The organism is Ottowia beijingensis (assembly GCF_013423955.1).
Taxonomy (GTDB): Bacteria; Pseudomonadota; Gammaproteobacteria; order Burkholderiales; family Burkholderiaceae_C; genus Ottowia; species Ottowia beijingensis.
The window spans coordinates 1734678-1749996 of record NZ_JACCKX010000001.1; the positions used below are offsets into that span (position 1 = coordinate 1734678).

Sequence of the window (15319 nt, forward strand, 5' to 3'; positions counted from 1 at the left end):
ATTCCACTTTGAGATCGGAGCGACCTTGCTTCCGTCATTCCGGCGAAAGCCGGAATCCAGACGACGCGCGTGGTGAGGGCATGGATCCCGGCTTTCGCCGGGATGACGATGGTCAACGCTTTGAAGCAGCAACGGCATTACCCGCCTCACCGCCCCACGAAGCCGGGCCGCGGATCGGCGCGTGGCGCGTCTCGGCCTCAGCCCAGCAGGCGCTGCAGCGCCTCGCGGTACTTGGCCGCCGTGCCGTCGATCACGGCCTGCGGCAGCGCCGGCGCCGGGGGCGACTTGGCCCAGGGCTGGCCGTCGACCTGCGCCGTCTCCAGCCAGTCGCGCAGGAACTGCTTGTCGAAGCTGGGCGGGTTGCTGCCCTCCTGGTAGCTGTCGGCCGGCCAGTAGCGCGACGAGTCGGGCGTCAGCACCTCGTCCATCAGCACCAGTTGGCCGGCGTCGTCCAGCCCGAACTCGAACTTGGTGTCGGCAATGATGATGCCCTTGGCCAGCGCGATGGCGGCGGCGCGCTCGTACAGGCGGATGCTCACGTCGCGGATCTTTGCCGCCAGCTCGGGGCCGATCATCTGCTCGGTGCGCTCGAAGGTGATGTTCTCGTCGTGCTCGCCCACCGCGGCCTTGGCGGCGGGCGTGTAGATGGGTGCGGGCAGCTTGCTGGCGTTCTGCAGCCCTTCGGGCAACGGCACGCCGCACACGCTGCGGCTGTCCTGGTACTCCTTCCAGCCGCTGCCGGCGAGATACCCGCGCACCACGGCCTCGACCGGGATGGGCTGCAGGCGCTTCACCAGCATGCTGCGCCCTTGCACCTGCGCCACCTCACCCGGCACCACCACGCTTTCGGGCGCGTCGCCGGTCAGGTGGTTGGGCACGATGTCCTTCAACTGCTCGAACCACCACAGCGCCATCTGCGTCAGCAGCGCGCCCTTGCCCGGAATCGGCTCGCCCATGATGACGTCGAAGGCGCTGATGCGGTCGCTGGCGACCATCAGGATGCGGTCGTCGCCCACGGCGTAGTTGTCGCGCACCTTGCCGCGCGCGAGCAGGGGCAGGCTGGTGAGTTGGCTGGTGTGCAGGGCGGGGGTGTTCATGGGACGTGCGGATTGGTGGCGAGGAAATCCGGCATTGTCGCGCGGGACAGCTTCTCAGATCTGCGGCGCGGCACACTGGGCCTTCAGGGCTTCGCGGTCGGGTGCGTGCGTCAGCGCCGCCAGGGCTTGCTCGCAGGCGGTTTCGGCCTGGCGCCGCGCGGCGCGGGCCACGGCACCGCTGCGCGACCCCATGGCCAGCATGCCGAGCAGCTTCTGCATGCGGATGCCGACCTCGATCAGTCCGGCGCCATCGCGCGACAGCGGCTCGAAGGCGTCGTACACCAGGGCCGCCTCGTCCAGGGGAACCAGGGTGACGCGGTCGTGCTGCGGCGCTTCGGCGGCGGATGACGTGGCCGCCGCATCGTCGTCGTCGGCGCGCTGCGCGTCGATCAGCACGCGCACCAGGCGGTTCATCACGTCGATGGCGGTGCCGGGGTCGTTCACGGCGGCGGACAGCGCGCGCTGGCCAATCTCGCCCAGCACGATGAGGCCGAAGCGCGGGTCCTGGTCGAAGCTGCGCGCGTCGCCCACCGTCAGCGCGTCGCGCACGCGCTCGGCCAGCGCCTCGCCGGACAGGCGTTCGCTGTCCTCGGGCGGGCGCTCCGCGGCGGGCGTGCCGATGCGCGCGATCACCGCGCCGGGCCACACCATGGCGCCGGGCCGAACGCGCACATGCAGGCTGCAACCCGCCTGGCGCGCACAGGCCTGCAGTTCCGGCATGTCGATGTGCTGCAGGTAGCCGGTGCGGGTGGCGTAGACGGGCGGGCCCAGCGCCTCGCCCTGGTGCTCGGGCGCGCCGGGGCGGCGCCCAGGAACGGGCGGCGCCAGTAGTCGGCCAGGGTGTCGAAAGCCACGTCCTCCACCTTGCGCAAGGTGTTGGTCATGGAGCCCAGCGACGACAAGGTGCGCACCCAGCGCACCAGCGTGACCAGCAGCCAGGCCAGCACGGCCAGCGTGCCCAGGAACAGGATGAAGCGGCCATTGGTGCCGTAGTAGCCGATGCCGAGCGCGATCTTGGCCACCACCGCGTAGATGAAGGCCGACAGGAAGGCGGCGATGGCGGTGCGCGTGCCATCGTCGGCCATCAGCAGGGGTGGCCCGCGGCGTCGCGCTGCCGGCGGCGGCACCGAAGGCGCCGACCATGATCGACAGCGAGAAGGTGGTGACCGCCAGCATGCTGGAGGCGATCACCGTCAGCAGGTCGTCGAGGGTTTCGCGCTCGATGTCGGGGAAGGTGCCTTCGGCCACGAAGTAGGCACCCCACGACGCCGCCAGTGCCAGCAGCACCGCGGCGATGCTGGATACCACCTGCGTCGCCCACAAGCGGTTGTGGCGCGCGAACAGGTTGCGCCACCAGCGCTTGAGGCGGCTCAGCATCGACCGCCCGCTGCGGCCATCAGGTCACCACTTGCGCCAGCTCGCCCCTGGCATACTTCTCGGCCATCACCGACAGCGGCATGCCCTTGATCTTGCCGCCCTGGCCTTCGCAGCCGAACTCCAGGTAGCGCTGCTTGCAGATGGCCTTGGCGGCCTCGCGCGCGGGCTTCATCCACTCGCGCATGTCGAACTTGTCGGGGTTCTCGGCCTGGAACTTGCGCACCGCGCCAGTCATGCCCAGGCGGATGTCGGTGTCGATGTTGATCTTGCGCACGCCGTGCTTGATGGCTTCCTGGATTTCCTTCACCGGCACGCCATACGTCTCTTTCATCTTGCCGCCGTACTGGTTGATCAGCGCCAGCAGCTCCTGCGGCACGCTGCTGGAGCCGTGCATGACGAGGTGCGTGTTGGGGATGCGGGCGTGGATTTCCTTCACGCGGCTGATGGCCAGCACGTCGCCCGTGGGCGGGCGGGTGAACTTGTAGGCGCCGTGGCTGGTGCCGATGGCAATCGCCAGCGCGTCGAGCTGCGTGGCCTTGACGAACTGCGCGGCTTCCTCGGGGTCGGTCAGCAGCTGGTCGTGCGTCAGCTTGCCGGCGGCGCCCACGCCGTCTTCCTCGCCCGCCTCACCGGTTTCCAGGCTGCCCAGACAGCCCAGCTCGCCCTCCACGGTGGCGCCGATCCTGTGCGCCATGTCGACCACTTCCTTGGTCACGCGCACGTTGTAGTCGAAGTCGGCGGGGTCTTGCCGTCTTCCTTCAGGCTGCCGTCCATCATCACCGAGCCAAAGCCCAGATCCAGCGCGCCCTTGCAGATGGCCGGGCTGGTGCCGTGGTCCTGGTGCATCACCATGGGGATGTGCGGATAGGCCTCGGAGGCGGCCTGGATCAGGTACTTGATGAAGTGCTCGCCCGCGTACTTGCGCGCGCCGGCGCTGGCCTGCAGGATGACCGGGGCGCCCACCTCGTCGGCGGCGGCCATCACGGCCTGCACCTGCTCCAGGTTGTTGACGTTGAAGGCGGGGATGCCGTAGTTGTTGGCCGCTGCGTGGTCGAGCAGCTCGCGCATGGAAACGAGTGGCATGGTGCAAATCCTCCGGGAGTCAAAGAGAAGCGGCGCGGCGGGCGGCAAGCGCCCGTTGATCCGGCAAGTTTACCCGGCCACCCCTGGCCACCGGCCCTGGCTTAAGCCACCGTTCAGGCCGGCGCCTTACCGTGTCGCTCCCGCGTGGCCCATCCGGCGCGCGGCCCGCCCATGCCGAAGCCCCCACGCTCACCTTCACCCGTTTCCTGGCCTGCACGGCCACCGCCCTGGCGCTGGCGCTGGCCTGGGACGCCAGCGCGCTCGACCTGCCGCTGGCGCGCTGGTTCGGCACCGCGCAGGGCTTTGCGCTGACGCACGACTGGTGGCTGCAGAACGTGCTGCACACCGGCGCGCGCCAGGCCGCCTGGGCGCTGCTGCTGGCGCTGGTGGTGATGGTCTGGCGCCCGCTGGGGCCGCTGCGCGCGCTGCCGAAGGCCGACCGCGCCGGTCTGGTGTTCGGCATCCTGCTGGCGGCGCTGGTGGTGCAGGTGCTCAAGCGCAGCAGCCTGACCAGTTGCCCGTGGGATCTGCAGGACTTCGGCGGCACGGCGCGCTACGTGTCGCACTGGCGCTGGGGCGTGGCCGACGGCGGCGGCGGGCACTGCTTTCCGGCCGGGCACGCGTCGACGGCGTTCGCGTTCCTGGCCGCCTTCTTCTGGCTGCGCCCCTGGGCGCCGCGGGCCGCCCGCTGGTGGCTGGGGCTGACGCTGCTGGCGGGCCTGGGCTTCGGCGCGGTGCAGATGGCGCGCGGCGCGCATTACCTGAGCCACGTGCTGTGGGCCGGCTGGTTCTGCTGGCTGGCGGGCGGCCTGTTCTGGTTCGCGGTGCAGGCGTGGCGCGCGCGGCGGGCCGACGCCACGGTGACAAGCGCACAGGTGCGGGCATGAACGGCCTCGATCAAACCGTCTTCCTGTGGCTCAACCTGGGCGCAACGGCGCCGCCCAAGCTGGTGGAAGTGGCCCGGCTGGCCAGCCTGCAACTGCCGCACTGGATGATCGCCGCCACGCTGGCCGTGGCCCTGGCCGGGCGCCCGGCGTGGCGGCCGCAGGCCTGGCGCGTGCTGCTGAGCATGGCGCTGGCGGCGGTGGCGGCGGCGTTGCTCAAGCATGGCTTTCAGCATGCGCGGCCCTTCGCGCTGGGGCTGGGCACGCAGTGCCTGCCGCATGGCAAGTCGGCGGGCTTTCCCAGTTCGCACGCCACCGCGGCGATGGCCTTTGCAGTGTCGGCGGCGCTGGCGCCGGTGCGCTGGCCGGCGCGCCTGCTGGTGGGCGCCGCGGCACTGGCGCTGAGCTGGAGCCGCATCGCCCTGGGCCTGCACTTTCCGTCCGACGTGCTGGCGGCCTGGGCGCTGGGCGCGCTGTGCGCGCTGGCGGTGCAACGGCTGCCAGCACCGAACAGGTGGCGCCCGCTGCTCCTGCATTTCGGGCGGCGGGGCTGATCCAGCCGTGGCGGGGCGCTAGCGCGCGGGTCCGGTCTGCAGCTGCTGCAGGGTGCTGCGCAACGGCCCTTCGCCGACCGCGATGGCGCCGACGAAGGGGCGGTCGATCACGTAGACGGCGTGCACCTGCACGGCAATCAGCAACGCCAGCAAGGTGCCGATCCAGCGCGCGGCGCGCGGCTGGCGGGCATGAATCAGCGCCGAGAACGCCAGCACGATGACGGCGCTCATGAGCAGCGCGTACCAGATCACGCCGGGAATGTGATCGGCAGCCACCCGCAGGCGCGCCTGGCGGGCCTCGGCCAGCGCCTGCACGCCCTGGCGCAGCGCGGCGCGCAACTCGGGCGATTCGGCCGCGAAGCGGGTCAGCGATTCGGTGCGCAGGCGGTCGAGCTGCTGGCTGGTACCGTCATCGCCGCCCTGCGCCATGCGCGGCCATTCGTGCGCCAGCACGCGCTGGGCATAGTCGGCCAGCTGTGCGTTCCAGCCGGCGGCAGCGGCGGGCGCGGCGGTGCTGCCCAGCACGCCCAGGGCGTGCAGCGCGGCGGCTTCGGCGTGCACGGCGCGCTCGGCGTCGTCGATGTCGCGCACCTCGGTGTTGGCCAGCAAGGCCATCCAGACCAGGAAGCCCGCCGTCATCGCGGCGCCGACCGGCGGCACCAGGCCGCCCACCACGGTCTCGCGCGCCGGCTGGCGCCGCACCCAGCGGCCAACCACGAACACCAGTCCCAGCGCCACGGCCAGAAACAGCGCATACACCAGCAGGGCGGACGCCCACAAAGGCCAGTGCAGCAGAAAGCTCATGACCGCGCGACCGCGCCGTCAGCTGACGCGGCAGATCTTCAGCATGTTGGTGCCGCCCGGCGCGCCCATGGGCTCGCCGCAGGTGATGGCGTACACATCGCCGGCGTTCACCACGCCCTGGCGCTTGAGGTAGGCCTCGGCCTGTGCCAGCGCCTCGTCGCGGTGGGCGCTGGTGTCCATCAGCATCGGGCGCACGTTGCGGTACAGCGCCATCTTGCGCTGCGTGGTCACCTTGGGCGTGAGCGCGTAGATGGGGATGCGCACGCGGTGGCGACTCATCCACAGCGCGGTCGAGCCCGAATCGGTGAGCGCCACGATGGCCTTGGCGCCCAGGTGGAAGGCGGTGAACAGCGCGCCCATGGCGATGGACTGGTCGATGCGGTGGAAGGTGGCGCCGGTGAAGTCGGCGTCCAGCTCCACCGGGTCGTGCTCCTCGGCGGCCTGGCAGATGGCGGCCATCTCGCGCACCGTCTCCAGCGGGTACTTGCCGGCGGCGGTCTCGGCGCTCAGCATCACGGCGTCGGTGCCGTCGAGCACGGCGTTGGCCACGTCGCTCACCTCGGCACGCGTGGGCACCGGGTTGGTGATCATGCTTTCCATCATCTGCGTGGCGGTGATCACCAGCTTGTCGGCATCGCGCGCCATGCGGATCATCTTCTTCTGCAGCGCCGGCACGGCGGCGTTGCCCACCTCCACCGCCAGGTCGCCGCGCGCCACCATGATGCCGTCGCTGGCGGCCAGGATCTCGGTCAGGCGCGGAATGGCCTCGGCGCGCTCTATTTTTGCGATCAGGTACGGTCGGTGCCCATGCTCGGCGCCGGCCACGTTGCACAGCTGGCGCGCCATCTCCATGTCGGTGGCGCTTTTCGGAAAGCTCACCGCGACGTAGTCGGCCTGGAAGCCCATGGCGGTCTTGATGTCCTCCATGTCCTTGCCGGTCAGCGCCGGCGCGGTCAGGCCGCCGCCCTGCTTGTTGATGCCCTTGTTGTTGCTCAGCTCGCCGCCGATCTTGACGGTGGTGTGCACCGCCTCGCCGCGCACCTCGGTCACGGTGAGCACGATCAGGCCGTCGTTCAGCAGCAGCGTGTCGCCGGGCTTCACGTCGCGCGGCAGCTCCTTGTAGTCGAGGCCGACGCCGGCCACGTCGCCCGGCGCCTTGCGCGCCGCATCCAGCACGAAGGGCGCGCCCGGCAGCAGCTGCACCTTGCCTTCGGCGAACTTGCCGACGCGGATCTTGGGGCCCTGCAGGTCGGCCATGATGGCCACCTCGCGCCCCGCGCGCTCGGCCACCTCGCGCACCAGGCGGGCGCGGTCGATGTGGTCCTGCGCCGTGCCGTGGCTGAAGTTCAGCCGCACCACGTTCACGCCGGCGCGGATCATGTCCTCCAGCAGCGCGGGCTCGCTGGACGCGGGGCCGAGGGTGGCAACGATCTTGGTGGCGCGGTGGGTCATGGTGAGCGGTCTCGACAAAGGTGTGCGTCGATTCTGGCACGGGCGTGTGACCGCGCCGCCCCGCAGCGCGCCGCGCGGCGAAAGCCCGCCGCAGTCAGCCGGCGCGGGCCAGTCTTATTCCATACTATTAGGGAGTATCTATTGCTGGCGCCCATGCAACGGGCGCTGTCGGCCTTCCATATGGGGAGTATATGAAGGCCAACGGATTCACCACGCCCGCGCACACCATCGGGCAGCCACACCGCCCCATCACCGGCGCGTGGCCACGCCGCGCGCGCTCACAGCTGCGACTCGATCGGCAGCCAGCTCAGCAGCCACACCAGCGCGCGCAGGCCGCGGCTGGCTTCGGGCTCGTGCGTCCACACGCGCTCATCGGCACCGTGCCAGCGCAGGGCGCCGCCGTCCAGCGTCACGCGCCAGGCGGCCTCGGGGCGGGTGCCGTGGTCGAACAGGCGCTTGACCTCGGCCGCCAGCGCGGGGTGGTCGAACACCACACCCATCTCGGTGTTGAGCTGGGCCGAGCGCGGGTCGAAGTTGAACGAGCCGACGAAGCCGCGCGCGCCGTCGACCACGAAGGCCTTGGTGTGCAGGCTGGCGCCGCTGGAGCCGATCAGCTCGCGCGCCGGGCCTTGCGCACCGGGCTTCAGCTCGTACAGCTGCACGCCGTGCGCCAGCAGCGGCGCGCGGTAGTCGCGGTAGCCGGCGTGCACCAGCGGCACGTCGTTGGCCACCAGCGAATTGGTGAGCACGCGCACGGTGACGCCGCGGCGCGCCTGCCCGGCCATCAGCAGCGTGCCGCCCTCGCCCGGTACGAAGTAGGGCGAGATGAGCCAGCTGTCGCGCTCGGCCGAATACAGCAGCGCCATCAGGTCGTACAGCAGCCAGGCCGGGCGGTCGCGCTGGCTGGCCAGGGGGCGGCTTTCTCGGGCGGGTCGGACAGCACGCGGATGCTGGGCGACCAGTGCAGAGTCAGGCCGCCGCGCGCCAGCTTGTCGTCCAGGTCGTCGCGGCCAGCCATCGCGCGCACCCAGGCCGATTCGGCGGCCTCGGCCTGCCACTGGCGGCGGCGCTGGGCGAAGTCGTCGTCGGTCCAGCGCGAGCCCTGGGCGTGCAGCGCGCGCAGCGGCACCACGGCGGCGGAGTTCAGAAGGCATCGAAGATGACGCTGGTCTGCGCCACGGCGGGGCCCAGCAGCAGCAGGTCGGCGTCCTGGAAGTTCATGGCGTCGGAGGCGTCGAAGTACTCGTCGCCCACGTTGCGCCCGCCGACGATGGCCACGCGGTTGTCGGCCACCCAGGCCTTGTTGTGCATGCGCCGGTTGAAGCCGACGAAGCGCAGGCCCATTTCGATGGCGCGCCGGAAGCCGCCAGCGCGGTTGCGCGCGGGGTTGAACAGGCGCACCTCCAGGTTGGGGTGCGCGTCCATGGCCAGCAGCGCGTCGTCGCGGCCGGGCGAGCCCATGTCGTCGATCAGCAGGCGCACGCGCACGCCGCGCTCGGCGGCGGCCATCAGCTCGTGCTCGAGCAGGCGGCCGGTTAGGTCGTGGCGCCAGATGTAGTACTGCACGTCCAGGCTGCGCTCGGCCGCGCGCGCGGTGCGGGCGCGCGCCACGAAGGCCTGCACCGCGTCGTCCAGCAGGGCGGCGCCGCTGGCCTCGGGCGGGTGCACATCGAGCAGCGGCTGGACCAGCCGGTCAAGCCGCGTGTCGGCGGCCGCCACCGGCAGCGCCTGCGTGGCATCGCCCTGCGCACCGGCGGCAAAGCGGCCCCACGACCACAGCGCCAGCGCCGACAGCAGGGCGAGGACGATGAACGCGATGAGCGACCAGCGAACGGCGCGTCTCAAAGGCATGCGCGATGACCTCGCTGCGCTCGATGATCGGGCCGCCGCGCGGCCTGGATGACGGCGGCTGCGCCACCATGGCCCAGCCATGCGGGCTGGCGATTGCCATCACCCCGGCCGGTCATGGGTCATGAATGCCGCACGGCGGCGAAGTCATCGCACGCAGCGCGGGTCATGGAGCGAAGCGAGGTCATCCGGCCGCGCGCTTCATCAGGATCTCGAACGCCGGCAGCGTCTTGCCTTCCAGCACTTCCAGGAACGCGCCGCCGCCGGTGGAGATGTAGCCCACGTCCTTCTCGATGCCGTACTTGGCGATGGCGGCCAGCGTGTCGCCGCCGCCGGCGATGCTGAACGCCGGCGATTCGGCGATGGCCTGCGCGATGGCCTTGGTGCCGCCCTCGAAGGGCGCCATCTCGAACACGCCGACCGGGCCGTTCCAGACGATGGTGCCGGCTTTTCGAAGCTGATCGGCCAATTTGGCAGCCGTTTGCGGGCCGATGTCGAGAATCATGTCGTCCGCGGCCACGTCGGCGGCGGCCTTCACCTCGGCCTGGGCATCGGCGTTGAACTCCTTGGCCGTCACCACGTCGGTCGGGATCGGCACCTCGGCGCCGCGCGCCTTCATCGCCTCCATCACCGCCTTGGCGTCGCCCACCAGATCGGGCTCGGCCAGGCTCCTGCCGATCGGCAGGCCGGCGGCCAGCATGAAGGTATTGGCGATGCCGCCGCCGACGATGAGTTGATCGACTTTGGACGCCAAAGACTGCAGGATGGTGAGTTTTGTGCTCACTTTGCTGCCGGCCACGATGGCGACCAAGGGGCGCTTCGGATTCGCCAGCGCCTGGTTCAGCGCGTCGATCTCGGCCGCCAGCAGCGGGCCGGCGCAGGCGATGGGGGCGAACTGGGCGATGCCGTAGGTCGTGCCCTCGGCGCGGTGCGCGGTGCCGAAGGCATCGTTGACGTAAATGTCGCAAAGTGCCGCCATCTTGCGTGAAAGCGCTTCATCGTTCTTCTTCTCGCCCTTGTTGACGCGGCAGTTCTCGAGCAGCACGACCTGGCCGGGCGCCACCTGCACGCCGTCGACCCAGTTGGCCACCAGCGGCACCTCGCGGCCCAGCAGCTCGCCCAGGCGCTGGGCGACCGGCGCCAGCGAATCGGCGGGCTTCATCTCGCCCTCGGTCGGGCGGCCCAGGTGCGAGGTGACCATGACGGCGGCGCCTGCATCCAGCGCCTGCTGGATGCAGGGCACGCTGGCGCGGATGCGGGTGTCTTCGGTGATGGCGCCGCTGTCGTCCTGCGGCACGTTCAGGTCGGCCCGGATGAAGACGCGTTGGCCCTTGGCTTTGCCTTGGGCGCACAGATCGGAGAAGCGCAGAACGTTCATGGTGGTGCTCGAAGAGTGGGAAGTGGAAAAACAGCGCAGCGCCACGCGAGTGTGACGACGCTGTCATTCTACGGCGCGCCACCGGGGCGGCACGCAGGCATGTCTCTGGATGAAATCGGTCTGCAGCGCTTGCCACACAAGCGCCAGCAGCTACCAATTCAATAGTATGCGCAACGGCAGGTAGACCGCCATGCCGACGGCGATGGCGCCCACCAGCGCAAAGCTCCAGTGCCGGCGCCAAAGTAGAACGCCGCCGCGGCCAGCCCGCCCCAGGTGCGTGCGTCGGTCAGCAGGTTGCCGATCACGCCGTCGGTCAGCACCAGGTCGGGCGCGATCACCGCCGCCAGCGCGGCGATGGGCGCGTACTGCAGGCCGCGCTGCGCCCAGCCGGGCAGGCGCCATTCGCGCTCGCTGATGAAGAAGAAGCAGCGCGTGACGACGGTGATGACCGTCATCCCGACGATCACCAACAGGGTCCAGCCGTCGGTTTCACGCATGGCCGCCTCCGTGCGGTTTGCGCAGGCGCGGCTCGATGGCTAGGCTGAGCGCCACCGCCACCACGATGGCGGCGACGATGTTCAGCCGGTAGGGCAGCCCGAACAGCGCCACGGCCGCGGCGGCGGCGATCAGCGCCGACAGCGCGCGCATCTGCGTGGTGGCCAGCGAGCAGGTGACGGCCAGCAGCGCCAGCGTGCCGGCAAACTCCAGCCCCCAGCGCTCGGGCAGCGCCGCGCCCAGAAAGATGCCGGCAAAGCCGAAGGTCTGCCAGAACACCCAGTTGCAGACGTTGCCGCCCCACAGGTACGACATCTGCGCGCGGCGCTGGCGCTCGGTCTCGGCCGGCTTGGGAAAGCGCCGGGTGTACAGCACATAAGTTACGTCGCCCGTGAAGTAACCGAGCCAAAGCCGGCGACTTCGCGGCAGAAACATGAAGTAGTCGCGCAGATGCAGGCTGAAGACGACGAATCGCAGGTTGACGCAGAAGGCTGTGGCCAGGATGACCCACAGCGGCGCCCCGGCCGCGATGAGCGGAATGGCCGCCAGCTGCGCACTGCCGGCGAACACCAGCAACGACATCAGCACCGCCTCGGTCAGACTCATGCCGCTCTTGACCATGGCCACACCGGTCATGAACGACCAGGCCGTGAGGCCGACGGAAATGCCCGACATCTCTCGCGCGCCGACCCAGAACAGCGGGTGGCGCGCGGTGTGCGCGAAGGATTCGATGCGGCCCGCCACCCAGTTGCCGAGCCGGCCATGGGGCGTGAGTTCGTCCCGCGGCTCGGGTGGCAGCGGCATGTTCATGGGGCGGGGCTTTCGTCAGCTTCGACGCCGAAGCGCTGGTCGGGCTGCAGCGCGTGGCCGCGCAGGAACTCGCGCACCGGCAGGCGCTTGCCGCCGGGGCGTTGCAGCTCGGTCAGGCGCAGCGTGCCTTCGCCGCAGGCCACGTCGATGCCTTCGTCGTTGACCTGCAAAATCTGGCCTGGGCGCCCGTCCGACGGGCGCGGGCAGCTCTCGATTTCAGAGCGCCAGATCTTGATGATGTCCGCGCCCAGCGCGCTGCTGGCACCCGGAAACGGGTCGAACGCGCGGATGCGCCGCTCGATCACCGCTGCGGGCTGGCGCCAGTCGATGGCGGCCTCGTGCTTCTCGATCTTGTGTGCGTAGGTGATGCCCTCGGCCGGCTGCGACGTGCGCGCCAGGCCGCCGCAGGCCGCCAGTTCCAGCGCCTCGACGATCATCCGGCCCCCAGCGCGGCCAGTTCGTCGTGCAGCGTGGCGGTGGTGGCGCGCGGGCCGATGGGCAGGCGTTCGATCAGCAGCATGTCGCCGGTGTCCAGGCCGGCGTCCATCTGCATGATGGTGACGCCGGTCTCGGCGTCGCCGGCCTCGATGGCGCGGTGGATCGGCGCCGCGCCGCGCCAGCGCGGCAGCAGGCTGGCGTGGATGTTCAGGCAACCCAGGCGCGGCCAATCGAGCACCCAGGGCGGCAAGATCAGCCCGTAGGCGGCCACCACCAGCACGTCGGGCGCCGCGGCCTGCAGCGCAGCGCGCGCCACTTCAGCCTCGTCCGGGTACTTGCCGTCCAGCCGCAGGCTGCGCGGCTGCGCCACGGCGATGCCCTGCGCCTGCGCGAACTGCTTGACGGGCGAGGCCTGCAGCTTCATGCCGCGGCCGGCGGGGCGGTCGGGCTGGGTCAGCACCAGCGGGATGGTGAAACCGGCCGCGTGCAGCCGCTCCAGCGCCACGCGTGCGAATTCGGGCGTGCCGGCGAAGGCGACTCTGATACTCATGATTTGATAGCTGCTCGCGCTTGCCAGACAAGCGCTGGAGGCCGATTTGGCTTGAATTCTTAACGCGGATCGGGTGGATCGGGCAGGTCCTCGTCGCCGTTCGACCAGCCGCGCACCACGCCAGCGCGGTCGATGTCGATGTACAGCAGGCGCCAGATCGGACCGTCCAGGTAGCGCCACACCCAGACATCGCCCTGGAAGTTGTGCACGCCCATGGTGCGCGCAGGCGGGCCGTATTCGCGCAGCACGTCAGCGCGCGTCCACACATTCGGCTGGATGCGCTGGCCGAACAGGGCCTCGCTCAGCGCCTGCTCGACACGCGCCACGCGGCCCTGGGCGTCCAGGTCGACGTTGTAGACGCGCTGGCCGGCGGGCTGGTAGGTGTATTGCAGGCGCTCGCCGGCGTTGGCGCTGGCCGGGTATTGGGCCGTGGGGCGGCCCAGTTGCTGCACCACGGCGGCGGCCGGCGTGCCGGGCGCCACGCTGTCGGGGTTGGTGAAGAGCGCGCAGCCACCGAGCAACACCAGCGCCAGCGCGGCGCCGATGAAGCCGGCGCGCCGCAGGGCGCTCATGCGGGCTCCTTGGCCCTGTCCGCCTTCTCCTGCCGCTCGGCCTTGAGCAGCTTGGTCTTGATGCGGCCCTGCTTGAGCGGCGACAGGTATTCGACGAACACCTTGCCCATCAGGTGGTCCATCTCGTGCTGGATGCACACGGCCAGCAGGCCGTCGGCCTCGATCTCGCGCGCCTGGCCTTGCTCGTCCAGCGCGCGCACCTTCACCCGCTCGGCGCGCTCCACGCCGTCGTAGATGCCGGGCACCGACAGGCAGCCCTCGTCGCCCTTCACGCGCTCGTCGCTGGTCCACACCAACTCGGGGTTGATCAGCACCAGGCGCTGGTCGCGCTCTTCCGAGACGTCGATGACGATCAGGCGCTGGTGCACGTCGACCTGCGTGGCCGCCAAGCCGATGCCCTTGGCGTCGTACATGGTGTCGAACATGTCGTCGATGAGCGCGCGCAGGCGGTCGTCCACGGCGGCGACGGGCGTGGCCACCTTGTGCAGGCGCGGATCGGGGTAGCGGAGAATGGAGAGCAGGGCCATGGGAGCGAAGACAGCAGATGTGGCTATTTTCGCTACTTTTCGTGTTTCGCGCTGTCGGCTGGGGGCGATTCCGTTGCCGGATCAAGGGCTTGAATGCAGAATGTCCAGTGCTTTGTCAAGTCAGCAGCCGCTCACAGCAAAACAATGAAACATTCTTTTCCTGGCGCCACGCGCGCCCTGGTCGCGCCGCTGAGCCTGCTGGCGGCGGCCCTGTTGGCCGCGCAGCCGGTGGCCGCGCAATCCGCCGCCAACCGCCCCGTGACGCCCACGCAACGCGCCACCGCGCAGCAGGTGGCCGCGCAGGGCGTGCCGCTGTCGGCGCTGGCGCCCAACGCCCCTGAGGAATACACCGTGCGCCGCGGCGACACGCTGTGGCGCATCTCCGGCATGTTCCTGAAGTCGCCCTGGCGCTGGCCCGAGCTGTGGGGCATGAACCTGAAGGACATCCGCAACCCGCACCTGATCTACCCCGGCCAGCAGCTGTACCTGGAGCGCGTGGGCGACCGCGCCTTCCTGCGCGCGCGCCGCGGGGTCGACGGCCAGCCGGGCGCCACCATCCGGGTGTCGCCGCGCAACCGCATCGAGGCGCTGGACGCCAACCCGCTGCCCACGCTGCAGCCGCACCTGATCGAGCCCTTCCTGACCGAGCCGCTGGTGGTGGATGACGACACCTTCCAGCGCGCGCCGCGCATCGTGGCGCTGGCCGAGCAGAGCCGCGTGCTGGTGGCCAAGGGTGATCGCGCCTACGTGCGCGGCCCGGTGGATGCGCCGCTGCTGAAGGCGCCGGGCCTGCCGACCGACTTCCGCGTGTTCCGCACCGCCACGCCGCTGAAGGACCCGGTGACGGGCGAGATCTTGGGCTACGAAGGCCAGTACGTCGGCCAGGCCTGGCTGGCGCGCGGCGAGAGCGAGACCGAGGAAGAACTCACCAAGACCCCAAGCCGCCACGCGCCCGTCGCGCAGCCGGCCAGCGGCGATGCCGAGATCGAGCCGCCCAAGGCCGACGCCAGCGTGCCCCGGCTGATGCCAGTGCCGGCAACCATCGACGTGGTCAGCAGCAAGGAAGAAATGAAGGCCGGCGACCGCCTGCTGCCCGAGCCGCCACGCGAATACCGCAGCTACGTGCCGCACGCGCCCGATCTGCCGGTGGAAGCGCGCGTGGTGCTGGTGCACGGCAATTCGGTGCGCTACGCCGGCCAGAACCAGATCGTGGTCATCAACAAGGGCCTGCGCGATGGCATCGAGCACGGCCACGTGCTGTCGGTGCTGACCACCGGCCCGCGCCTGGTCGACAAGACCGACAAGGCGCGCTCGGTGATCCAGCTGCCGGACGAGCACAACGGCGTGGCCATGGTGTTCCGCATGTTCGAGCGCGTGTCGTACGCGCTGGTCATGGAAAGCGCCACGCCCATCCAGGTGGGCGACAAGCTGGTCAACCCGAACTGAGGCC

15 protein-coding genes and 3 pseudogenes are annotated in these 15319 nt (G+C 70.4%); 3 read left to right on the forward strand and 15 right to left on the reverse strand.

All coding sequences use genetic code 11. The features are described 5' to 3' along the window. Positions 1-197 precede the first annotated feature (197 nt). From H0I39_RS08770 to fba, 4 genes and pseudogenes are all read right to left on the reverse strand, one after another. Positions 198-1097: a phosphoribosylaminoimidazolesuccinocarboxamide synthase gene (locus tag H0I39_RS08770; protein WP_180550231.1), complete on the reverse strand. Its 900-nt coding sequence runs from the start codon at positions 1095-1097 to the stop codon at positions 198-200. A gap of 54 nt (positions 1098-1151) precedes the next feature. Next, complete coding sequence (locus H0I39_RS24695) at positions 1152-1832, reverse strand: DUF2254 family protein (RefSeq protein WP_257646061.1); 681 nt, start codon at positions 1830-1832, stop codon at positions 1152-1154. Continuing rightward, positions 1727-2474, reverse strand: a pseudogene (locus tag H0I39_RS24700) (DUF2254 family protein). Before H0I39_RS24700 ends, H0I39_RS24695 begins: the two are co-directional and overlap by 106 nt. A gap of 19 nt (positions 2475-2493) precedes the next feature. Continuing rightward, positions 2494-3557 (reverse strand): annotated as a pseudogene (gene fba / locus H0I39_RS08780) (class II fructose-bisphosphate aldolase). 131 nt (positions 3558-3688) lie between these two features. Between fba and H0I39_RS08785 the strand changes: the two are divergent. After that, the gene (locus tag H0I39_RS08785; RefSeq protein WP_180550233.1) at positions 3689-4444 is read left to right on the forward strand and encodes a phosphatase PAP2 family protein; all 756 of its coding nucleotides are present in this window, start codon (positions 3689-3691) and stop codon (positions 4442-4444) included. Beyond that, positions 4441-4995: a phosphatase PAP2 family protein gene (locus tag H0I39_RS08790; RefSeq protein ID WP_180550234.1), complete on the forward strand. Its 555-nt coding sequence runs from the start codon at positions 4441-4443 to the stop codon at positions 4993-4995. The genes H0I39_RS08785 and H0I39_RS08790 overlap by 4 nt, the downstream gene beginning before the upstream one ends. 18 nt (positions 4996-5013) lie before the next feature. On the opposite strand, the gene H0I39_RS08795 is transcribed toward H0I39_RS08790, so the two are convergent. The 11 genes and pseudogenes from H0I39_RS08795 to def form a co-directional block, all read right to left on the reverse strand. Beyond that, positions 5014-5799, reverse strand: a complete 786-nt coding sequence (locus H0I39_RS08795) for a bestrophin-like domain (protein WP_180550235.1) — start codon at positions 5797-5799, stop codon at positions 5014-5016. 18 nt (positions 5800-5817) lie between these two features. Further along, positions 5818-7251, reverse strand: a complete 1434-nt coding sequence (gene pyk / locus H0I39_RS08800; protein WP_180550236.1) for a pyruvate kinase — start codon at positions 7249-7251, stop codon at positions 5818-5820. A gap of 278 nt (positions 7252-7529) precedes the next feature. Then, positions 7530-8117, reverse strand: a complete 588-nt coding sequence (locus tag H0I39_RS08805; protein ID WP_180550237.1) for a phospholipase D-like domain-containing protein — start codon at positions 8115-8117, stop codon at positions 7530-7532. Continuing rightward, on the reverse strand, positions 8117-8383 hold the full coding sequence (locus tag H0I39_RS08810; protein WP_180550238.1) for a hypothetical protein: 267 nt from the start codon (positions 8381-8383) through the stop codon (positions 8117-8119). The genes H0I39_RS08805 and H0I39_RS08810 overlap by 1 nt, the downstream gene beginning before the upstream one ends. A gap of 11 nt (positions 8384-8394) precedes the next feature. After that, positions 8395-9102, reverse strand: a complete 708-nt coding sequence (locus H0I39_RS08815; RefSeq protein ID WP_180550239.1) for a phospholipase D-like domain-containing protein — start codon at positions 9100-9102, stop codon at positions 8395-8397. A gap of 181 nt (positions 9103-9283) precedes the next feature. Continuing rightward, entirely contained in the window at positions 9284-10477 is a 1194-nt protein-coding gene (locus H0I39_RS08820) for a phosphoglycerate kinase (RefSeq protein ID WP_180550240.1), read from the reverse strand. A 158-nt stretch (positions 10478-10635) separates the two neighbouring features. Further along, positions 10636-10974 carry an AzlD domain-containing protein gene (locus tag H0I39_RS08825; protein ID WP_307776793.1) on the reverse strand — a complete coding sequence of 113 codons (339 nt, stop codon included), beginning with the start codon at positions 10972-10974 and terminating at the stop codon, positions 10636-10638. Next, entirely contained in the window at positions 10967-11647 is a 681-nt protein-coding gene (locus H0I39_RS08830) for an AzlC family ABC transporter permease (protein WP_257646063.1), read from the reverse strand. The genes H0I39_RS08825 and H0I39_RS08830 overlap by 8 nt, the downstream gene beginning before the upstream one ends. Before the next feature lie 131 nt (positions 11648-11778). Beyond that, a pseudogene (gene fmt, locus H0I39_RS08835) lies at positions 11779-12764 on the reverse strand (methionyl-tRNA formyltransferase). A 65-nt stretch (positions 12765-12829) separates the two neighbouring features. Beyond that, complete coding sequence (locus H0I39_RS08840; RefSeq protein WP_180550241.1) at positions 12830-13342, reverse strand: hypothetical protein; 513 nt, start codon at positions 13340-13342, stop codon at positions 12830-12832. Then, entirely contained in the window at positions 13339-13869 is a 531-nt protein-coding gene (gene def, locus H0I39_RS08845) for a peptide deformylase (RefSeq protein WP_180550242.1), read from the reverse strand. Before def ends, H0I39_RS08840 begins: the two co-directional genes overlap by 4 nt. Positions 13870-14013: 144 nt before the next feature. Here def and H0I39_RS08850 point away from each other — a divergent pair, with 144 nt between their 5' ends. Further along, the gene (locus H0I39_RS08850; protein ID WP_180550243.1) at positions 14014-15315 is read left to right on the forward strand and encodes a LysM peptidoglycan-binding domain-containing protein; all 1302 of its coding nucleotides are present in this window, start codon (positions 14014-14016) and stop codon (positions 15313-15315) included. Positions 15316-15319 lie beyond the last annotated feature (4 nt).